19 protein-coding genes and 1 pseudogene are annotated in these 20,292 nt (G+C 60.0%); 11 read left to right on the top strand and 9 right to left on the bottom strand.

What is annotated here, in order from left to right; translation table 11 throughout:
• Nucleotides 1-22: 22 nt before the first annotated feature.
• Nucleotides 23-883 carry a MurR/RpiR family transcriptional regulator gene (locus AC3WQN_RS12005; RefSeq protein WP_176465316.1) on the bottom strand — a complete coding sequence of 287 codons (861 nt, stop codon included), beginning with the start codon at nucleotides 881-883 and terminating at the stop codon, nucleotides 23-25.
• Between the two features lie 249 nt (nucleotides 884-1,132).
• Here AC3WQN_RS12005 and zwf point away from each other — a divergent pair, with 249 nt between their 5' ends.
• The 3 genes from zwf to AC3WQN_RS11990 are packed head-to-tail and all read left to right on the top strand — an operon-like array spanning nucleotide 1,133 to nucleotide 3,985.
• A complete protein-coding gene (zwf, locus tag AC3WQN_RS12000) occupies nucleotides 1,133-2,602 on the top strand; it encodes a glucose-6-phosphate dehydrogenase (protein ID WP_103399542.1) in 1,470 nt (489 codons plus the stop codon).
• Nucleotides 2,589-3,302, top strand: coding sequence for a 6-phosphogluconolactonase (pgl, locus tag AC3WQN_RS11995; protein ID WP_103399541.1), 714 nt, complete (start codon nucleotides 2,589-2,591; stop codon nucleotides 3,300-3,302). Before zwf ends, pgl begins: the two co-directional genes overlap by 14 nt.
• Nucleotides 3,303-3,319: 17 nt before the next feature.
• Nucleotides 3,320-3,985, top strand: coding sequence for a bifunctional 4-hydroxy-2-oxoglutarate aldolase/2-dehydro-3-deoxy-phosphogluconate aldolase (locus AC3WQN_RS11990; protein ID WP_095078502.1), 666 nt, complete (start codon nucleotides 3,320-3,322; stop codon nucleotides 3,983-3,985).
• A gap of 132 nt (nucleotides 3,986-4,117) precedes the next feature.
• Here the strand turns inward: AC3WQN_RS11990 and AC3WQN_RS11985 are convergent, their stop codons facing one another.
• The 4 genes from AC3WQN_RS11985 to AC3WQN_RS11970 form a co-directional block, all read right to left on the bottom strand.
• Nucleotides 4,118-5,299, bottom strand: coding sequence for an aminotransferase class V-fold PLP-dependent enzyme (locus AC3WQN_RS11985; RefSeq protein ID WP_103399540.1), 1,182 nt, complete (start codon nucleotides 5,297-5,299; stop codon nucleotides 4,118-4,120).
• 28 nt (nucleotides 5,300-5,327) lie between these two features.
• A complete protein-coding gene (locus AC3WQN_RS11980) occupies nucleotides 5,328-5,564 on the bottom strand; it encodes a DUF3820 family protein (protein WP_040070258.1) in 237 nt (78 codons plus the stop codon).
• A 258-nt stretch (nucleotides 5,565-5,822) separates the two neighbouring features.
• The gene (locus AC3WQN_RS11975) at nucleotides 5,823-6,293 is read right to left on the bottom strand and encodes a MaoC family dehydratase (protein WP_095078500.1); all 471 of its coding nucleotides are present in this window, start codon (nucleotides 6,291-6,293) and stop codon (nucleotides 5,823-5,825) included.
• A 42-nt stretch (nucleotides 6,294-6,335) separates the two neighbouring features.
• The gene (locus AC3WQN_RS11970) at nucleotides 6,336-7,280 is read right to left on the bottom strand and encodes an alpha/beta hydrolase (RefSeq protein WP_103399539.1); all 945 of its coding nucleotides are present in this window, start codon (nucleotides 7,278-7,280) and stop codon (nucleotides 6,336-6,338) included.
• A gap of 212 nt (nucleotides 7,281-7,492) precedes the next feature.
• Here AC3WQN_RS11970 and fadD2 point away from each other — a divergent pair, with 212 nt between their 5' ends.
• Both fadD2 and fadD1 read left to right on the top strand, forming a co-directional pair.
• Nucleotides 7,493-9,181, top strand: a complete 1,689-nt coding sequence (gene fadD2 / locus AC3WQN_RS11965) for a long-chain-fatty-acid--CoA ligase FadD2 (RefSeq protein ID WP_103399538.1) — start codon at nucleotides 7,493-7,495, stop codon at nucleotides 9,179-9,181.
• A gap of 331 nt (nucleotides 9,182-9,512) precedes the next feature.
• Nucleotides 9,513-11,204 carry a long-chain-fatty-acid--CoA ligase FadD1 gene (fadD1, locus tag AC3WQN_RS11960; protein WP_103399537.1) on the top strand — a complete coding sequence of 564 codons (1,692 nt, stop codon included), beginning with the start codon at nucleotides 9,513-9,515 and terminating at the stop codon, nucleotides 11,202-11,204.
• Nucleotides 11,205-11,462: 258 nt separating this feature from the next.
• On the opposite strand, the gene AC3WQN_RS11955 is transcribed toward fadD1, so the two are convergent.
• Nucleotides 11,463-11,840 (bottom strand): hypothetical protein, encoded by a 378-nt coding sequence (locus tag AC3WQN_RS11955; RefSeq protein ID WP_103399536.1) that lies wholly within the window; start codon nucleotides 11,838-11,840, stop codon nucleotides 11,463-11,465.
• A 364-nt stretch (nucleotides 11,841-12,204) separates the two neighbouring features.
• On the opposite strand from AC3WQN_RS11955, the gene AC3WQN_RS11950 reads away from it, so the two are divergent.
• Together AC3WQN_RS11950 and def are read left to right on the top strand one after the other, a co-directional pair.
• Nucleotides 12,205-13,152, top strand: coding sequence for a YihY/virulence factor BrkB family protein (locus AC3WQN_RS11950; RefSeq protein ID WP_095078495.1), 948 nt, complete (start codon nucleotides 12,205-12,207; stop codon nucleotides 13,150-13,152).
• A 2-nt stretch (nucleotides 13,153-13,154) separates the two neighbouring features.
• A complete protein-coding gene (def, locus tag AC3WQN_RS11945; RefSeq protein ID WP_095145297.1) occupies nucleotides 13,155-13,694 on the top strand; it encodes a peptide deformylase in 540 nt (179 codons plus the stop codon).
• On the opposite strand, the gene AC3WQN_RS11940 is transcribed toward def, so the two are convergent.
• A complete protein-coding gene (locus tag AC3WQN_RS11940; RefSeq protein ID WP_103399535.1) occupies nucleotides 13,691-14,116 on the bottom strand; it encodes a GNAT family N-acetyltransferase in 426 nt (141 codons plus the stop codon). The genes def and AC3WQN_RS11940 overlap by 4 nt on opposite strands.
• 878 nt (nucleotides 14,117-14,994) lie before the next feature.
• On the opposite strand from AC3WQN_RS11940, the pseudogene AC3WQN_RS11935 reads away from it, so the two are divergent.
• A pseudogene (locus tag AC3WQN_RS11935) lies at nucleotides 14,995-15,765 on the top strand (PAS domain-containing protein); the annotation flags it as partial.
• Nucleotides 15,742-16,314: a methyl-accepting chemotaxis protein gene (locus tag AC3WQN_RS11930; protein ID WP_371918481.1), complete on the top strand. Its 573-nt coding sequence runs from the start codon at nucleotides 15,742-15,744 to the stop codon at nucleotides 16,312-16,314. The pseudogene AC3WQN_RS11935 and the gene AC3WQN_RS11930, both read left to right, overlap by 24 nt.
• 74 nt (nucleotides 16,315-16,388) lie before the next feature.
• Here the strand turns inward: AC3WQN_RS11930 and AC3WQN_RS11925 are convergent, their stop codons facing one another.
• On the bottom strand, nucleotides 16,389-16,820 hold the full coding sequence (locus AC3WQN_RS11925) for a PACE efflux transporter (protein WP_103399558.1): 432 nt from the start codon (nucleotides 16,818-16,820) through the stop codon (nucleotides 16,389-16,391).
• A gap of 132 nt (nucleotides 16,821-16,952) precedes the next feature.
• On the opposite strand from AC3WQN_RS11925, the gene AC3WQN_RS11920 reads away from it, so the two are divergent.
• The gene (locus AC3WQN_RS11920; protein WP_103399532.1) at nucleotides 16,953-17,846 is read left to right on the top strand and encodes a LysR family transcriptional regulator; all 894 of its coding nucleotides are present in this window, start codon (nucleotides 16,953-16,955) and stop codon (nucleotides 17,844-17,846) included.
• Between the two features lie 651 nt (nucleotides 17,847-18,497).
• Here AC3WQN_RS11920 and gntR read toward each other — a convergent pair.
• Complete coding sequence (gntR, locus tag AC3WQN_RS11915) at nucleotides 18,498-19,529, bottom strand: HTH-type transcriptional regulator GntR (RefSeq protein WP_103399531.1); 1,032 nt, start codon at nucleotides 19,527-19,529, stop codon at nucleotides 18,498-18,500.
• A gap of 215 nt (nucleotides 19,530-19,744) precedes the next feature.
• Here gntR and AC3WQN_RS11910 point away from each other — a divergent pair, with 215 nt between their 5' ends.
• The gene (locus tag AC3WQN_RS11910) at nucleotides 19,745-20,278 is read left to right on the top strand and encodes a gluconokinase (protein WP_103399530.1); all 534 of its coding nucleotides are present in this window, start codon (nucleotides 19,745-19,747) and stop codon (nucleotides 20,276-20,278) included.
• Nucleotides 20,279-20,292 lie beyond the last annotated feature (14 nt).

The following is a 20,292-nucleotide window of genomic DNA, read 5'->3' as shown; positions in this document are numbered from 1 at the left end:
GCGTGGGAACGATCATTGTGGGTTAATTAAACTCATCCCCCACCGGATACCGGCTGGCGTTGAGGCTTTCCTTGATTTTGCGCAGGTGCGGCTGGAAGTCGACGCCGCGGCGCAGGGTCATGCCGGTGGCGAGTACGTCGAGTACGGTCAACTGAATGATCCGCGAGGTCATCGGCATGTAGATGTCGGTGTCTTCCGGCAACGGGATGTTCAGGCTCAGGGTGCTGGCCTTGGCCAGCGGCGAACCCTCGGCCGTCAGGCCGAGCACCGAGGCGCCGTTCTCGCGGGCAATGCGTGCCACTTCCACCAGTTCGCGGGTGCGACCGGTGTAGGAAATGATCACGAACAGCTCACCGGTATGGGCCACGGAGGCAATCATGCGCTGCATCAGCACATCGGCGTGGGCGGTAACGGCCAGGTTGAAGCGGAAGAACTTGTGCTGGGCATCCAGCGCGACCGGTGCTGATGCACCGAGGCCGAAGAAGTGGATCTGCCGGGCCTGGATCAGCAAGTCCACTGCGCGGCTGACCAGGTTCGGGTCCAAGGCCTGGCAGGCACTGTCCAGCGAGGCGATGGCGCTGCCAAAGATCTTCTGGGTGTAGGCTTCCGGGTTGTCGTCGGCTTCCACCGCGCGGCTGACATAGGCGGCACCACTGGCCAGGCTTTGTGCCAGCTGCAGCTTGAGCTCCGGGTAACCGCTGACGCCGAACGAGCGGCAGAAACGGTTGACCGTCGGTTCGCTGACCGAGGCGGCTTGGGCGAGGGCGGCGATGCTGAAGCGAGTCGCCTGCTGCGGGTTGAGCAGGATGACTTCGGCGACTTTGCGCTCAGCCTTGTTCAGGTCGGCAAGGCGATTCTGGATCTGTTCCAGTAAATTTCGCACGCGGTCCATAAATGTTTCCTTAGAGCGGCTGCTATGCCAGCAGACTCGCTGCTTGCAAGTAAAGGCTCGGCTATGAAAATCGGGCCTTTGGTAAGGCCCTTTGCGGTGGCCTATCCTACTGGTGGCCCTGACTGACCACCACCGGGAATCTGTATTTTGGAATAATGTTGTGGTTATTACTACATTTTCCCTTGAGTGATGCCTTGAAAAAAGGTATTTGTAGCTTAACTTGATAAAAGAACAAACATCATGCCTTCGATTACGGTTGAACCGTGCACCTTTGCCTTGTTCGGCGCCTTGGGCGATCTGGCCCTGCGCAAGCTGTTTCCTGCCTTGTACCAACTCGATGGTGCAGGCCTGCTGCATGAGGACTCGCGCATTATCGCACTGGCCCGTGAGCCGGGCAGCGCGCAGGAACACCTGGCCTTCATTGCCCGGGAGCTGCGCCACTATGTGGCTGCCAAGGAACTGGACGAAGCCGTGGTCGATCGCTTCCTGGCGAGACTGACATACCTGCATGTCGATTTTCTCAAGACCGATGACTACGTGGCCCTGGCTGAGCTGGCCGGCACGACGCAGCGGATGATTGCCTATTTCGCCACGCCGGCGGCGGTCTACGGGGCAATCTGCGAGAATCTGGCGCAGGTTGGCCTGGCTGAAAACACCCGCGTGGTGCTGGAAAAACCCATCGGTTCGGACTTGGAATCGTCGCGCAAGGTCAACGACGCCGTGGCCCGGTTTTTCCCGGAAAACCGTACCTACCGTATCGACCACTACCTGGGCAAGGAAACGGTTCAGAACCTGATCGCCCTGCGTTTCGCCAACAGCCTGTTCGAAACCCAGTGGAACCAGAACTACATTTCCCACGTGGAAATTACCGTTGCCGAGAAGGTCGGGATCGAAGGCCGTTGGGGCTATTTCGACAAGGCCGGGCAGTTGCGGGACATGATCCAGAATCACCTGCTGCAGCTGCTGTGCCTGATCGCCATGGACCCTCCGGCGGACCTGTCGGCCGACAGCATCCGCGACGAGAAAGTCAAAGTGCTCAAGGCGCTGGCACCGATCAGTCCGGAAGGCCTGAGCACTCAGGTGGTGCGTGGCCAGTACATCGCCGGGCACAGCGAAGGCAAGGCGGTGCCGGGTTACCTGGAGGAAGAAAACTCCAATACCCAGAGCGACACCGAGACCTTCGTCGCCCTGCGCGCCGACATCCGCAACTGGCGTTGGGCCGGTGTGCCGTTTTACCTGCGTACCGGCAAGCGCATGCCGGAAAAGCTGTCGCAGATCGTCATCCACTTCAAGGAACCGTCGCACTACATCTTCGCCCCCGAGCAGCGCTTGCAGATCAGCAACAAGCTGATCATCCGCCTGCAGCCGGACGAAGGCATTTCCTTGCGGGTGATGACCAAGGAGCAAGGCCTGGACAAGGGCATGCAGTTGCGCAGCGGGCCGTTGCAGCTGAACTTTTCCGATACCTGGCGCAGTGCGCGGATCCCCGACGCCTACGAGCGGTTGTTGCTGGAAGTGATGCGCGGCAATCAGAACCTGTTTGTCCGCAAAGATGAAATCGAAGCCGCGTGGAAATGGTGCGACCAGTTGATCGCCGGATGGAAGAAATCCGGTGATGCGCCCAAGCCGTACGCGGCCGGGTCCTGGGGGCCAATGAGCTCCATTGCACTGATCACGCGGGACGGGAGGTCGTGGTATGGCGATATCTAAATTGAAGCTGCCCCGGGGCGTCAGCGCCCATGAGTTCAAAAGCCCGGTGCTGCTGGCCGAAGGCCTGGCACTGAAGGTGGCCAAACAACTGAGCGATGCGCTTGACGCCACGGGCACGGCAACGCTGGTGGTGTCCGGTGGGCGTAGCCCGGTGGCGTTTTTCCAGCACCTGGCCAAGCAGAAGCTGGACTGGTCGAAGGTGGTGGTCAGCCTGGCTGACGAGCGCTGGGTGCCCGTCGAACACGCCGACAGCAATGCCGGTCTGCTCAAGCGTTACCTGCTGCAAGGCCCGGCGGCCCAGGCGCAGTTTCTGAGCCTGTACAACGCCAGCGCCAACCTGGAACTGGCCGCGGAGCAGGCGGATCGTTTGCTCGCCGAGCTACCAGGGATTGACGTGCTGGTGCTGGGGATGGGCGATGACGGTCACACCGCCTCGCTGTTCCCGGACAGTCCGAATCTTGCGCAAGCGTTGCAGGCCGACGGTACACGCCGTTGCTGGCCAATGCTGGCGCCCACCGTGCCGCATCAGCGCCTGACCATGAGTCGTGCATTGCTGGCGTCGGCGACGCACACCGTTCTATCGATTTCCGGTCAGTCCAAGCTGACCACCCTGAGCGCCGCACTGGCCGGTGACGATGTCGCCGCAATGCCGATTCGCGCGTTTCTGCAACCCACGTTAGAGATTTACTGGTGCCCATGAGCCAAGGATCATCCGCTATGACAACCCCATCCCTTGCCGTTTCCATGGCGGATAAAGTTGCCCTGATCGACAGCCTCTGCGCCAAGGCGCGGATTCTGCCGGTCATCACCATCGCTCGTGAACAGGACGTACTGCCGTTGGCCGATGCCCTGGCAGCGGGTGGCCTGACGGCCCTGGAAGTGACCCTGCGCTCGCAGTTCGGCCTCAAGGCCATCCAGATTCTGCGTGAGCAGCGTCCGGAGCTGCTCACCGGTGCCGGCACCGTACTGGATCGCACCATGCTGGCCGCCGCTGAAGCGGCAGGCTCGCAGTTCATTGTCACGCCAGGCATCACCCGTGACTTGCTCGAAGCCAGCGTGGACAGCCCGATTCCGCTGTTACCCGGCATCAGCAACGCCTCCGGCATCATGGAAGGCTATGCCCTGGGATACCGCCGCTTCAAGCTGTTCCCGGCGGAGGTCAGTGGTGGCGTGGCGGCGATCAAGGCCCTTGGCGGCCCGTTCGGCGAAGTGAAATTCTGCCCCACCGGTGGCGTGAGCCCGGCCAACATCAAGAGCTACATGGCGTTGAAAAACGTGATGTGCGTGGGTGGCAGCTGGATGCTGGATCCGGAGTGGATCAAGAACGGCGACTGGGCACGCATTCAGGAGTGCACCGCCGAGGCGCTGGCGCTGCTGGACTGACGGGGTTGCCCGCAGGGTTTTACGAAGAATTGTAGTAGTTGCGTTCTACGGCTTTTCGGCGCACTTGGTCGGTGCGCCATTTTTTTGCCTGGCGAAAAGTGCCGCTCCATTGCATTCAAGGGGCGGCGGGCCTCAACTCAGTTCGATCAACGCCTTCGCCATCAGGTGCATGTCCGCTGCCGTGCTGATCAGGCCGGGGGTGATGCGAATGCACGACCCACAGGCCGAGCCGCTGCGGGCCACGGTGAACAGGTTGTAGTCGCTGAGCAGGCGGTCGACCATCGCTTGCTGGTCGGCCTGGCGAGTGAAGCGCATCGAGGTGATGCCGCAATACAGGCGCGGGTCATTCGGGGTCACGACCTCAATGCCGGGCGCGTCTTGAACGGCGTCGACCCACAGATTGCGCAGGTAGTTGAGCCGGGCACCCTTGGCGGCCGCGCCGCCGATGGCGCGATGTTCTTCGAACACCAGCGGCAAGGTCAGCAAGGCGGGAATGTTCGGCGTGCTGTACGGCGTGCGCGAGCGGATGTCGGTGGCCGGAAAATGAAACTCGTCCATGTCTGGATCGATGTCGGCCAGGCGATGCGGGGCGATGTAGAGGAAGCCCAGGGTCAGCGGTGCACCGATCCATTTGTGCAGGTTGTAGCCGGCAAAGCTGATGCCCAGTTCCTCGAGGTCGAATTCGATCTGGCCCAGGGCATGGGCGCCGTCGAGGATCACGTCGATCCCGTGCTCGCGGGCACAGGCGGCAATCGCCTTGACCGGCATCACCAGACCGGTGCGGTGGGTGACGTGGGTCAGGGCCATGAGTTTGATTCGCGGGTGCTGCTCGAATGCCGCGCGATAGCTCGCCACCAGGCTTTCGAAGCTGGCGGGGTGGGAGTGCTCGATTTCGATCACCTCGACCCCACGATAGCGTGCCAGCCAGCGCATCGCACTTTTGACCGTGTCGTATTCCAGGTCGCAGATCAGTACCTGATCACCCGGCTGCAGGCGGTTGTAGTTGCGAATCAGCGATTGCAGCGCGTCCGAGGCATTGCGGGTGAGGGCCACGGCTTGCGCGGGTACTCGCAGCAAGTCCGCCAGTTGCTTGCGAATCTCCACGCTTTCGAGTTTTTCGAAGCGCTGACGCACGTGTACCGAGTTGCTGCTGTTGATCATTTCGATGTTGCGTTGGTATTCCTCGATGACCGTGCGCGACATGCGGCCGAAGTAACCGTTTTCCAGGTTGATGGGACCAGGCTGGACATCGTAGCGATCGGCAAAGGTCCGCCAGAAGGCTTCATCATGGGCGCGGAAGGTGTTATCGGGCATGGGGAGAACTCGGTCTGGATTCGGTGGTTCAGTGGCGAGGCTTGGGTTTGCCGTGCTTGGCGCGCAGCGGGTCGAGCAGGTCGGACAAACCGTTGTGGTCGATTTCCTGCATCAGGGCCAGCAGGCCCCCCAGTTCACCGTGGGGGAAGCCCTGGCGGGCGAACCAGTTCAGGTACGGGCCGGGCAGGTCGGCAATGATGCGCCCTTTGTATTTGCCGAAGGGCATTTCTCGGGTGACCAGCAGTTCAAGCGTTTCGGGGTTCATCGGTCAGTCGTCTTGATTCATACAGTCCGGAAAATACAGGCATTGCGCAGGCACGCCAATCGACAGATCCTGCCAATAACCAGCATACAGATGCTTGCGGGTGATGTAGCGGACAGATCCATGGCGATTGTGCGCTGTTCACGGCGACGTGCGGGCGGCGCAGCCAGGAGCGCGCCGGTTCGCAAGCGTTGAACAATGGTAAAGGGGCTCGGCCTTGTGGCGAGCGAGCGTGCTCCCTCGCCACCGGTGAGCGGTCAATCAGCCGATGCTGATGGTCGGCAAAGTAGGCAGGGTCACGGTCTGTTGCTTGCGGGGCGCGAGGATCTCGGCTTCGCCATCGACCACCAGCTCATCACGCTGGTTGAACACGCGGGTGGCGATGCGCACGCGGAATTTCGGCAGTTTCTCGAGGATTTCCAGGCGCACGGTCAGGGTGTCGCCGATCTTCACCGGCTTCTGGAAACTCATCTGCTGGCCGAGGTAGATGGTCCCGGGCCCAGGCAGCTCGCAGGCGACCGCGGCACTGATCAGTGCGCCACTGAACATGCCATGGGCGATACGCTCCTTGAACATGCTCGCCGCTGCGAATTCGGCATCCAGGTGCACCGGGTTATGGTCGCCGGACATGGCGGCAAACAGCTGAATGTCGCGCTCTTCGACGGATTTGCTGTAGCTGGCGGTCTGGCCGACTTCGAGGGCTTCGTACGGCGTGTTGGTAACCTGGGTCATGTGTCTTGAATCCTGTGACGAGTTAAGTGTAATAACCAAACGTTATTCGGTTCTGGGTGGCCGGCGGTGGCTCAATGCCTGGGCCAGCCAGGTGAGCAGGTCCGCGGTCACTTCATCGCGGTTGCTTTCGTTGAACAGTTCGTGCCGTGCCTGCGGGTAGATCGTCAGTTGCAGGCACTGGTTGCCGGCCTGGCGCAGTGCATTGGCCAACGCCTTGAGACGCTTGCCTTCACTCACCGGATCACATTCTCCGCCAATGACCAGCAACGGCAGGCCCGGATCGATCTGCGCGAGATTGGACGCTTTGCTGATCTGCTGCAAGCCGCCGAGCATATCGATCCACAACTGGTTGGTGCAGCGGTAGCCGCAGAGTGGATCGTTGACGTACTTGTCGACTTCCGCCGGGTCGCGGCTGAGCCAGTCGAACGGGGTGCGGTTGGGTTTGAACGCCTTGTTGAACGAGCCGAACGACAGCCACTCGATCAGCGCACTGCGACCGGTCGGGCCCTGGCGCCAGCGTTCGAAGCGGGCAATCAGGCGCGCCATGCGATACAGCGCCACGGGCTGGAAATTCGAGCCGCTGAGTATGGCGCCATACAGGCTGGCGCTGTGGTGCAGCAGGTAAGCCTGGGCAATGTAGCTGCCCATGCTGTGGCCCAGCAACACAATCGGCGTGCCCGGATGCTGCTGGCCGATGTGCTGGTTCAGGCTGGCCAGGTCGCCGACCACTTTGCGCCAGCCATCCTTGTCCGCGTAGTGCCCGAGCACCCCGTTTTCAGCGGTCTTGCCATGGCCGCGCTGGTCCAGGGCATAGACGCCGTACCCTTGGTTACACAATACCTGCGCCAGGCGCTCGTACCTTGCGCTATGTTCCGCCATCCCGTGGGACAGCAGGATCACCGCGTTGAGCGGGCCTTCGGGTAACCACTGGTTGACGAAAAGCTGGCTGTGGTCATTCGCGGCCAACCAGAACGTGTCGTGGATCATGGCGATTCCTTTGCGCTGAGTCGTTGCATTGTATAGCTGATCAAGCGTTTGGCGTCCGATGCGGGCCTCCCAAGGCGGCAAGATTCACACTATCAATGACACTCGTGCTTATATTTGCCTGAATCGCCATAACTGCTAGTGTCCCAGAAGCCCCGCTTCTCAACATTGCAGAGAGGCGGCACGGACTCGCTCAGGTAAAGAGGACAAGAATAATGCAACCTGATTTCTGGAATGATAAACGCCCGGCCGGCGTACCCATCGATATCGATCTGGGTGGCTACAAGTCGGTGATCGAGGTGTTCGAGCGTTCCTGCAAGAAGTTCGCCGACCGTCCAGCGTTCAGTAACATGGGGGTGACCCTGACCTACGCTGACCTGGAGCGCTACAGCGCAGCTTTCGCCGGTTATCTGCAAAGCCAGACCGATCTGGTGCCGGGCGATCGTATCGCGGTACAGATGCCCAACGTCCTGCATTACCCGATTGCCGTGTTCGGTGCGCTGCGTGCCGGGCTGATTGTGGTCAACACCAACCCGTTGTACACCGCGCGGGAGATGCGTCACCAGTTCAAGGATTCCGGTGCCCGGGCGCTGGTGTACCTGAACATGTTCGGGCAGAAGGTCCAGGAAGTGCTGCCCGACACCGATATCCAGTACCTGATCGAAGCGAAGATGGGCGACCTGATGCCCACCGCCAAGGGCTGGCTGATCAATACCGTGGTCGACAAGGTCAAGAAGATGGTCCCGGCCTACGACCTGCCGCAGGCCGTTTCCTTCAAGAGCGCGTTGCGCATGGGGCGTGGCCAGGGCATCAAGCCCTTGCAGGCCGGCCTCGACGACGTCGCCGTGCTGCAATACACCGGCGGCACCACCGGCCTGGCCAAGGGGGCGATGCTGACCCACGGCAACCTGGTGGCCAACATGCAACAGGCCCGCGCCTGCCTCGGCCAGCACGGCAAGGATGGCCAGCCACTGCTGCGCGAAGGCCAGGAAGTGATGATCGCGCCGCTGCCGCTGTACCATATTTATGCATTCACGGCGAACTGCATGTGCATGATGGTGACCGGCAACCACAACGTGTTGATCACCAACCCACGGGACATTGCCGGCTTCATCAAGGAGCTGAAGAACTGGCGGTTCTCGGCATTGCTGGGGCTCAACACGCTGTTTGTCGCGCTGATGGATCACCCGGACTTCAAGACCCTGGACTTCTCCAGCCTCAAGCTGACCAACTCCGGCGGTACCGCCCTGGTGAAGGCCACGGCCGAGCGCTGGGAAGCAATGACCGGTTGCCGGATCACCGAAGGCTACGGCCTGACCGAAACCTCGCCGGTGGCCTGCACCAACCCCTATGGCGATCAGTCGCGCATTGGCACCGTGGGCTTGCCGGTACCCGGTACCACGTTGAAGGTGATCAACGACGACGGTGTCGAACAGCCGCTGGGCGAGCGCGGCGAGCTCTGCATCAAGGGGCCGCAGATCATGAAGGGCTACTGGAACAAACCCGAAGCCACGGCCGAAGTGCTGGATGCCGAGGGCTGGTTCAAGTCCGGCGACATCGCGGTGATTGACCCGGACGGTTTTGTGCGCATCGTTGACCGCAAGAAAGACATGATTATCGTCTCGGGCTTCAACGTGTACCCCAACGAGATCGAAGATGTGGTCATGGCGCACCCGAAAGTGGCCAACTGCGCGGTCATCGGCGTGCCCGACGACCGCTCCGGAGAGGCGGTGAAACTGTTCGTGGTGGCGCGCGAAGCGGGGATCAGCCTCGAAGAACTGAAGGCGTACTGCAAGGAGAACTTCACCGCCTACAAAGTACCCAAGCACATCGTGCTGCGTGAGTCGCTGCCGATGACGCCGGTGGGCAAGATCCTGCGCAGGGAGTTGCGCGACATCGCGTAATGTTTTGTTAGCAGCGCGGAACCAAAAAGGGGCGCCCGAAACCGTGCGCCTCTTTTTTTGTCCCTTGAATCTGGCGCGGTGGCCCGAATTAGAGGGTTCAAAGGCCGTATAGAATCTTTGCTCTAAAATTGACTATTAAATTGTCTTGAGTCAGCAATGTGACTGTAGGGGCTTTCTTTGGCCCTAGTAGGGCTTTTGCAAAGCTGCTACTCTCGGCGCGCTTTGTGACTTCTCGGCCTTAAAGTTGTAAGCCAGATTCACCAAAAACACACACCAATAATAATCGCATCAAATGCGGTGAAGAATTCGCGTTGCTGAGGAGTGGGCTTCCATGATCGAAGACTTTTGGAAGGATAAGTACCCAGCTGGGATTGCTGCCGACATCAATCCAGACGAGTATCCGAATATTCAGGCAGTGTTGAAGCAGTCCTGCCAACGCTTCGCCAACAAGCCGGCCTTTAGTAACCTCGGCAAGACACTCACCTACGGTGAGCTGTACGAACTGTCAGGTGCATTTGCCGCTTATCTGCAACAGCATACCGATTTGCAACCCGGTGATCGAATCGCCGTGCAACTGCCGAACCTGTTGCAATACCCGGTCGCCGTGTTTGGCGCCATCCGCGCCGGCCTGATCGTGGTCAACACCAACCCGCTGTACACCGCGCGGGAAATGGAACATCAATTCAACGATTCCGGTGCCAAGGCGCTGGTGTGCCTGGCGAACATGGCGCACCTGGCCGAGGCCGTGGTGCCCAAGACGGGCGTCAAGCATGTCATCGTCACGGAAGTGGCCGACCTGCTGCCGCCGCTCAAGCGCCTGCTGATCAACAGCGTCATCAAGTACGTGAAGAAGATGGTGCCGGCGTTCAACCTGCCCAAGGCCATCAAATTCAACGACGTGCTGAGCAAAGGACACGGCCAGCCCGTGACCGAAGCCAGCCCGGCCAGCAGTGACGTGGCCGTGTTGCAGTACACCGGCGGCACCACTGGCGTGGCCAAGGGCGCGATGCTCACCCACCGCAACCTGATAGCGAACATGTTGCAGTGCAAGGCGCTGATGGGGTCCAACCTCAATGAGGGTTGCGAGATCCTGATCACGCCGCTGCCGCTGTACCACATCTATGCCTTTACCTTCCATTGCATGGCCATGATGCTGATCGGCAACCACAACATCCTGATCAGTAACCCGCGCGATTTGCCGGCGATGGTCAAGGAACTGTCGAAGTGGAAGTTCAGCGGTTTTGTCGGGTTGAACACGCTGTTCGTGGCGCTGTGCAACAACGAAGGCTTCCGCAAGCTGGACTTCTCGGCCATGAAAGTGACCCTGTCCGGTGGCATGGCCTTGCAACTGGCGGCGGCCGAGCGCTGGAAAGAAGTGACCGGCTGCCCGATCTGCGAAGGTTACGGTATGACCGAAACCAGCCCGGTGGCGACCGTCAATCCGATCCAGAACATCCAGATCGGCACCATCGGCATTCCGGTGCCTTCCACCCTGTGCAAGGTCATCGATGACGCCGGCGTTGAACAACCGCTGGGCGCAATCGGCGAACTGTGCGTGAAGGGGCCACAGGTGATGAAGGGCTACTGGCAGCGTCAGGAAGCCACCGATGAAATGCTCGACAGCGAAGGCTGGCTGAAGACCGGTGACATCGCGTTGATCCAGGAGGACGGCTACCTGCGAATCGTCGATCGCAAGAAGGACATGATTCTGGTCTCCGGTTTCAACGTGTACCCGAACGAACTCGAGGACGTGCTGGCAGCAGTACCGGGTGTGCTGCAGTGCGCGGCCATTGGCGTGCCGGACGATAAGTCGGGCGAAGCGATCAAGATGTTCATCGTTGCCAAGCCTGGTGTAACACTGACCAAGGAGCAGGTGATGACGCACATGCGCGCCAATGTCACCGGCTACAAGGTGCCCAAGGCCGTCGAGTTCCGCGAGGCGCTGCCGACTACCAACGTGGGCAAGATCCTGCGTCGTGAACTGCGCGACGAAGAGTTGAAGAAGCTGGGCGTGAAGAAGTAAGGCGCCGATCACCAAAAAGCCCCGCGGATGCGGGGCTTTTTGCTACCTGCGATACCCGCAGCGCTTCTGTGGCGAGGGAGCTTGCTCGCGCTGGGGTGCGAAGCGCCCCCAACACAGCTCGTGCAGTCCTTCAGAATGAGCCCGGCGATAGTTTTTGGGGCTGCTGTGCAGCCCAGCGCGAGCAAGCTCGCTCGCCACGGGGGGATGTACCCCTATTCTTGACTGAACAGCGCAAGCTTGCCGCAATCGTCCTCAGCGTTATTGCTGGAACTGCGTGAAGTTCACGTTGGTGCCTGCCGGGCGCATGTCCTGCAGGTAGGAGTCCTTGTCGGCGCTCAGCTCCAGGCTCAGGGCCGCCTTGCGCTTGCCTTCGTTGCGCACCACCAGGCCTTCCAGCTTCTCGCGTAGAAACACGGTCGGCACTTTCAGGTGCAGCAGTTCGTCGGTATCGGGTGTGTGCATCAGCAGGTGGATCCACTCGTACTGACCAATGGCCAGACGCGACACCGGGATATCAAACCACCAGATGTTGCGGTTGCGGTTCAATTCGGTGAAGTGACAGTTGTTCACACCCAGCACTGCACCGCCCAGTTCCTGGTTCCTGCGGGCAATGGCCTGCTTTTTATCGAGTTTCATAACGTTCCTACGGGATTGGTTCTTCAGTGCCATGGCCTGAATACGTGATGCATTCTCCCGGCAAAGCCTGCAAACATAAAGCCCAACCTGCATGGACGGATGAAATGACCCGGCGCAAACAAATGAAACTCACCCCGGGGTTCGACGGTCAATCGCTGCGCACGGGGTTGACCCTGGATGTTCATCGCACACCACGGTGAGCCGTCCGGGTCATGGACGGATGGCGGTTTTGACGTCGGCTATTGTCTGGTGGTTGCTAGCCTCGAAACTGTTTCAAGGTCGCCAAGTAGGTTACTTTGATGCAACGAACGGCCCTTGAGTCGCCCCCCCTGACTTCAACCCTGTTGCGGCGAAAGGAGACGCTATGTTTTTCCCGGATTTGAAAGGCTTGCCGTTGCACCGTGTGATGATCCGCACCGTCACGGAGTTCATCGCTGACGAGATGTCGACCTATGCCTCGGCGCTGGCCTATCAGATGCTGTTCTCGCTGTTCCCGTTCATCCTGTTCCTGATCGCCCTGATCGGTTTCCTGCACTTGCCGGACTTCTTTTCCTGGCTGCGCCTGCAGTCGGAGCTGGTATTGCCGCCCCAGGCACTGGAGCAGGTCAACCCGGTCATTGATCAGCTCCAGCAATCGAAGGGTGGATTGCTCTCGGTCGGTATCGTCATCGCCTTGTGGACGGCTTCGGCGGGTGTGCGGCTGATGATGAGTGCCATGAATGCGGCGTATGACGTGGTTGAGCGCCGCCCGATCTGGAAGCGTTTCCCGCTGTCGATCATCTACACCGTTGGCATCGCCGGCATGTTGCTGGTGGCGGCGGCCCTGATGGTGCTCGGTCCGCAGGTGATGGAGTGGATCGCCTCGCAGATCGGCATGCAGGAGGTCATTGTCACGATCTGGACGATTTTGCGCTGGCCGGTGATCGTGATCCTGTTGATGGTGGCCGTGGCGCTGACGTACTACGTGATGCCGGATGTGAAGCAGGAATTTCGCTTCATTACCCCCGGTTCCGTGCTGGCGGTGGTGGTGTGGATCATTGCGTCGCTGGGCTTTGGTTTCTACGTGAAAACCTTCGCCAACTACAACGCCATGTATGGCAGTATCGGTGCGATCATCGTGCTGTTGCTGTACTTCTACATTTCCGCGGCGGTCCTGTTGCTGGGCGCGGAGATGAACGCGGTGATCGATCACATGTCGACCGAGGGCAAGGGGCCTGGCCAAACGCCCTTCGGTGAACACGACATCCCCAAACAACACGTATCGGGATTGGGTCGGGATCACTCGCTCAAACCGACCTCTGACGAAGCCTGACGATGATCCGTGAAATTCTCAAAATGGGCGATGAGCGCCTGCTGCGTATTGCCCCGCCAGTACCGGACGAGATGTTCGACAGCCCCGAGCTGTGGCAGTTGATCGACGACATGTTCCAGACGATGGAAAGCGTCGGCGGTGTCGGCCTGGCCGCCCCGCAGATTGGCGTCGATCTGCAACTGGTGATCTTCGGCTTCGAGCGCAGCGAACGTTACCCGGATGCTGAAGCCGTACCGCAGACGATCCTGATCAATCCGCTGATCACGCCCCTGCAGCCCACGCTGGAGGAAGGCTTCGAAGGTTGCCTGTCGGTGCCCGGATTGCGCGGTGCGGTGGAGCGTTACCAGCACATTCGCTATGAAGGTGTCGATCCCAAGGGGCAACCGATCGTGCGTTTCGCATCCGGTTTCCATGCCCGTGTCGTGCAGCACGAGTGCGATCACCTTATCGGCCGGTTGTACCCGTCGCGAATCAGCGACTTTCGCAAGTTCGGCTTTACCGAGGTGATGTTCCCCGACCTGGACCCCGCGGCAGACGGCTAAGCCGCGTCAGCGGCCAGGCCCCGGCCCATTGCAATCATCGGCTTGCTGCGGCTGTAGCGCAGCAGGCGCTCGGCCAGCGCATAAGGCAGCTGCGGGCCGGCGGTGAAGCCGTTGTGTTCATAGAAATCGCGCAAGTCCGGGTGGCAGAACAGCCACACCGGGGCGCTGATCGGCTGCAGCGCCTCGGCCATCAAGGCGCCCGCAATGCCTTGCCTACGACAGCCCGGGTCGACAAACAAGCCGGTCAGCCAGAACCCGTCCGCAATCGGCCGTAGACAGAGTCCGGCGATGATCTCGTCGCGTTTGCCAACCCACAATTGCGCATCGCGCACGGCCTTCATCGAAGACTGGTGCGTGCGGTAGAACTTGTTCATCAAGGGCCACAGCGGCTCGTCGAGCCGGGTGTATCGGGTGTCGGGCATAAAAGGGATCGCCAGTGCGCAAAGCCGGCGATTATAAAAGAACGCGCGCACCAGGATAGGTGTATACCTTATTTCACATCCCGTATGAGTGGAGTACGTATCATGGCCAAAGGCATGGATTCAAAGAAAGCTGCGAAAAAAAAACCGGCGAAAAGCGCCGATGAAAAACGCGCTGACAAGAAGGCTAAAAAGGTCGGGGTGTTCGGTCATTGAGCCTGCTTTGACGGAGCCCGGCAATCGGGCTCCGTTATCACATCCAAGCCAATAAGCATTCGATCTGCAAGATTTCCCTGCGCCGTTGCCCGGAAGGAGACAGGGCCAACTTTGTCTGTTGGCCTGCCCTTGTTCCGAGCCGAGCCATGTCCCGTTACCGTGCTCCACACCGGCGTGAATCAATCGAAACCCTTCCCGCACCGGCACCTCTGTGTTGGCAATCTATTCCCGGCTGAACCGTTTCTTGTCCGGAAGGCCCTCGGTACTGGCTGGGTAATGGCCTTGCGCCATCCAGTATGCTGGCTATGCTCACATATAACTGACTATGTTGGTCGTCATGTCAGTGCATGCCAACCGTACAGGGATGGCCTGTCGAGACAGGCTGCCAGAGTGCGCAACTGAAGGCACCGATACGGAACCCGCAAGGAGCGATTGTTAAATGGACGTTCTTCGACGCGTTAGGGCTGGCCCGATCGCGGGCTATCAAGAGAAGGATGTCTGGATAAGAGCGTCGCAACAGGGACCCTCCGATTGAACATCATTTATCACCTGACTAGACCTTCCTTTTTGGAGGGGGCGTGTACCTGTTCTGTGGAACGTAGTGGTGGATTTGAAAGACCAGCGACTTTCAACAATCAAAACAACGCGCTAACGGTGATACGACCATGTTCAACCTACATCACAAGGCTGACCTGCTGGAAATCGAACGATGCAGCGGTGCCCTGACCGAAGCCAATGCCAAGTTGGCCGCGATCAGCCGTTCGATGGCGATGATTGAGTTCACCCCGGATGGCATCGTGATCGATGCCAACGAGCATTTTTGCAGTGCCATGGGCTACAGCATTGAAGAGGTGCGCGGTAAACATCACCGGGTTTTCTGTGAAGAAGCGTTCTATCGCAGTGAGGACTATGCCAGGTTGTGGCGTGACCTGGCACGCGGCGAGCCGATCAGCGGGACCTTCTTGCGCTTGAACAAGAGTGGCAAGGAGATCTGGCTCGAGGCCAGCTACATGCCGGTATTCGGCCCCGATCGTCAGGTCAGGAGTGTGATCAAGGTCGCCGCGGACATTTCCGCGCGCATCTACAAAGAGCACGAAAGTGACAGCCTGCTCGCGGCCATCGGTCGCTCCATGGCCGTGATTGAATTTAGCCCTGACGGCCGGGTGATCAGCGCCAACGAAAACTTTCTGAAAACCATGCACTACTCGCTCAACGAAGTCGTGGGACAACACCACAGCCTGTTCTGTCACCGCGCCGAAGCCGAATCGCCGTCCTATAAGGCGTTCTGGGCCTCGCTCAATCGCGGCGAGTTTCATTCCCGTCGTTTCGAGCGTAGGAACAAGCAAGGCCAGACGGTATTTCTCGAAGCGTCCTACAACCCGCTGTTCGACGCCAAGGGGCGGCTGTACAAGGTGGTCAAGTTCGCCAGCGATATCACTCATCAGGTCAGTACCCTGCAAACCGCCGCGGAATCGGCCCACAGCACCTCGGTGCAAAACGACGCCTGTGCCCAGAAAGGTTCCCAGGTGGTGCAGCAAACGGTGCAGATCATCCAGGACATTTCCAGGGACCTGAACGAAGCGGCACTGAGCATCGATGCGGTCAGCAAACAGTCCGACATCATCGGCACCATTGTTCAGACCATTCGCGGTATTGCCGATCAAACCAACCTGTTGGCGCTCAATGCCGCCATCGAGGCTGCGCGGGCAGGGGAGCATGGGCGAGGCTTCGCGGTGGTGGCCGACGAGGTTCGCAGTCTGGCGGCCCGCACCAGCCAGGCAACTGTGGAAATTGTCGAGGTGGTGCGCAAGAACCACGATCTGTCCTTGAGTGCCGTGTCGAGCATGCAGTCGAGTTTGAGTCGCACCGGGCTAGGCGTGGAGTTGGCCAATGAGGCGGGGGAAGTGATCCTGGAAATCCAGCTGGGCTCACGGCATGTGGTGGATGCCATCAGCCAGTTCAATTCGACGTTGCAACTCAATTAACCCGGCCTGTCGCTGGAAGGCTTCTCGATACGGCGCTGGCGTCGGGTCGAGAAGCCTTTTTTTGTGCCTGGCCCTCAGGCCGGGTCAGGCAGTGCCGACGCGGGCAAGCCGAAGGTGCGATCGAACAGCCAGTTGAAGGCAAAGGTATAGCAGGGGATGAAGATGATCAGAGCCAGGTCCAGCAGGAAGGCTTGCACCAGGCTGATGTCCATCCACCAGGCGATCAGGGGAATCAGAAACACGATCAACGTCAGCTGAAAACCCACGGCGTGGGCGATGCGTCGCTGGACGGTGCGGGTTCGAGACGGCTGGCGGCTTTCCCAGTGCTCGAACAGCGAGGTGTAGATGAAGTTCCAGCTCACCGCGATGCTGGTGATGATCACGGCCAGCGGCCCGGTGCTGCTGGGGGCGGTGCCGGACAGCAGCGCCAGGCCCAGTGCGGAAAACGTCATGCCGATGACTTCGTACAGCGATACATAAACCAGTTTGCGTTTCACGCCTTGCATGGTCATTGCCCCTTCGTGCAGTGGGTGGTGCCAGCCTTTTGTGGAGCAGGGCTGGCGAAGGCGGCGAAAGATAGCTTCAATAGACCTGACAGAAAAAGTTGGTAGCTTTCAGGTTTGTTGATAGGTGGTGCGATGAGTTTTTCCAGCGACAGTATCGAGTTGTTCCTGGCCGTGATCGAACGCGGCTCCTTTTCGGCGGCCGCCCGCGCGCTTGGCAAGGTGCCATCGGCGGTCAGCATGGGCATCGCCAATCTGGAGGCAGACCTCGGTTATCCGCTGTTTGACCGCAGCCATCGCGAACCGGTGCCTACGGCCATGGCCATGGCGCTGGTGCCCCATGCGCGGCTGGCGGCCGAGCAGCTCAAACAGCTTCGCGTGCATGCCATCGAATTGTCCCTGGGGCTGGAAAGCAAGCTGTCGATCGGGGTGGTGGCGGACATCGACAAGACCCGTTTACTGGCGGCGATCAAGCACATCGCCGAGCGTTATCCGCTACTCGATATCGAGCTGCTCAGCGCCCCGCAGGATGATGTGTTGCAGCTGCTGCACAGCGGCCGGGTCAACGTCTGCCTGGCGTTCGCCGGGCTGAGTGTGAATGTGCTGGAGCGGTTCCAGTTCGTCGGAACCGAGCAGATGATCGCCACCATTTCTCCGGTCAATACGGCCTTCCAGACCTTGGGGGAGGCCCCCTATCTGGAAGACCTGGTGCAGGTGCGGCAGATTATCGTCGCCAGCCGCGACTTGCCGATCAGCGAAACCCGACCACTGCTCGGCGAATCCCATTGGCGCACCGATACCCTGGAAATGGCCCTGGAAATGGTCGAGGCGGGGATTGGCTGGGGCAACTTTCCGTTGTCGGTGGTCGAGCCGCTGCTGGCGTCCGGGAGGCTCAAGCGTTTGAGCTTCAGGAACATCGAAAATGGACTGGTGCTGCCGGTGCATGCGGTGTGGCTCAAAAGCCAGCCGCTGCAAAAGGGCGCGCTGGCGTTTGTCGAGTTGCTGGCTCGTAAGGAGACTGGTCTCTGAATTCCGTCGGAGGATCTTCATTCGGCCAATAGCTCGCTCCACTTTGGGCTGGAGCAAGGACTAGGGATATCGAGGGCAAGCACTGGTTGCCTGAGAATCCAGCCTTGCAACTGGTGATTGAGCACGACAGGGGTCGATTCAATGCATACGCCTTTGGGGGCAACCGCGGTATGTGCGACAGACACGAATAGCGGGCCGGGAAGGTCAAACAGTGTCTCTGAACGGGTTACTACGCCGCTGTCCTTACTGGCAGTGCAGGAGTTTCGGCGGCCGCTGAGGTCAGTGGTCGTGACCCACAACTCATTGAGGTTGGCGTGCCCTGCATCCATCACAAGGGCGGGCCCTTCACCCGTGGGGTGGGCTGCGAGACAACTGATGACGGCCGGCATTAATTCGGGGTCGTTCAGGAGTTGGGTCCAGCTTGCCGGCTCGGATGCGAGCGTCGGCATTGAAACGCAGGCGCTTAGAACAGCAGCCAAGGCCATTGCTGATTTCAGGGCGTCCATAGCGTTGTCCGATGTTGAAAATTACGGATTCTGCTACAGCAATGGCTGGGGCGCCCGGTTAGTCTGTTTCAGCTTATGGCCTGTTCACCCTTGATTCAGCAAGGGTGAAGGCAGCGCCCACGACTGCCGTGTAAAACAGCTGGACTCAGGTACTTTCGCGAACCTTGAGTTCGAAGCCCAGGTCGACGATTGGCCGGGCGATCGTGTTGCCGGCCATCAAGGTGAGCATATGCTCGGCCGCGCGGCGGCCAATGGCCTCGCGCGGGGTGCTGATGCTGCTAAGGCGCGGCACCATGTGCGCCGAGGCCGGCAGGTCGTTGAAGCCCAGTACGGCCACTTGTTCGGGGACCTTGATCCCGTGGCGCATGGCTTCGAGCAGGGCGCCGTGGGCCAGGTCGTCGTTGCCGAAGAAGATGGCGTCGACCTGCGGGTGGGTCGCCATCATTTGCAGGAACAACTCGCCGCCCAGGCCTACCGAGGACGGACGCGGAGTCAACAACTCGAGGGCTGGGTCGTAGAGGTTGGCTTGTTGCAGGGCACGGCGGAAACCCTCGCCGCGCAGCAAGGTTCGCTGGTCGAGTTGTGCGCCGATGTAGGCCAGGCGCTTGCGGCCTCGCGAAATCAGGTGCCGGGCAGCCGTTTCACCGGCACTGAGCTGCGAGAAACCGACGCAGTTCAGACCGGCGCCGGGGTCCAGGTCCATCATGTAGACGCAAGGGATGTTGCTGGTCTCGACCATGCGTCGAGCACTTTCCGTGCGATCAAAACCGGTCAACAACAGGCCGCGCGGCTGATAGGCCATGTAGTTGCGCAGCAGGTTTTCTTCTTCGTCGCGCGAGTAGTGGTAGTTGCCGATCAACACTTCGAAGCCTTTGGGGCGAAGTACTTGATGAATGGCTTCCAGGGTTTCGATGAACAGCAGGTTCGACAACGACGGCACCAGCACCACGACCGATTGGCTCTGGGCCGAGGCCAGGGCGCGGGCGGCGGGGTTGACCACGTAGTTCAGTTCCTGCGCGGCCTGCTGGACCTTTTCCACCAGTTCGGTGGCAACCGTACTGATGCCGCGCAAGGCCCTGGACGCGGTAATCGGACTGACCCCGGCCAGGCGGGCGACTTCGTTCAGGGTAGGGCGGCCAGTGGTGCGGGTATTTTTATCGTTTTTAGAGGAGGTCATCGGACGGCTTGCCAAACAAAATACAAGGCACTAAGGTAGCGCTGTCTCGATGCGGCTGCAAATGCTTGAGCAGGGGTTGCCTGATCCCTGCTTTTTGGCGTTGGGAAAGAACCTGCTGCAACCCATAAAAATGACAAGAAGGCGTCGGCAATGCCTGCTTTTGCACGAGAGTTTTCATTGGCAAAGGTAGCGCTGTCTGCGCGCTGAGGTGTTAGATGAGTCAACCAATCACCGCCCTGGTCATCATGGGCGTGGCCGGCTGCGGCAAGTCCAGCGTCAGCGAGGCCCTGTGCCAGCTCAGCGATGCGACCGGCATTGAAGGCGATAGCTTTCATCCTGCGGCCAATATCGAAAAGATGAGCGCTGGCATTCCCCTGAACGACGACGACCGTGCCGGCTGGCTCGACAGCCTGTGCGAAGAGTTGCGTCGTGTCGATGCCACGGGCGGGCACCCGGTGCTGACCTGTTCGGCGCTCAAGCATATTTACCGCGAACGCCTGCGCAGCGCCTTGCCCGGGCTGGGGTTCGTGTTCCTGGAACTGACCCCGGAAGTCGCCGCCGACCGAGTGTCCCATCGTCCCGGCCACTTCATGCCGTCGACCTTGATCGCCAGCCAGTTCGCAACCCTTGAATCGCCCGTCGGGGAGCCGTTGACCCTGGCGCTGGATGCATCGACCCACAGTGTCGATGAATTGGCCGTGCAAGCGCACCACTGGTGGCTGGGTCATGGCTTGAAGCTCGCCGTATGAATTTTGCTTTGAAA

Source organism: Pseudomonas sp. FW300-N1A1 (assembly GCF_058789115.1).
The sequence above is the reverse complement of the archived record's forward strand: the minus strand, read 5'-3'. Positions and strand labels throughout refer to the sequence as shown.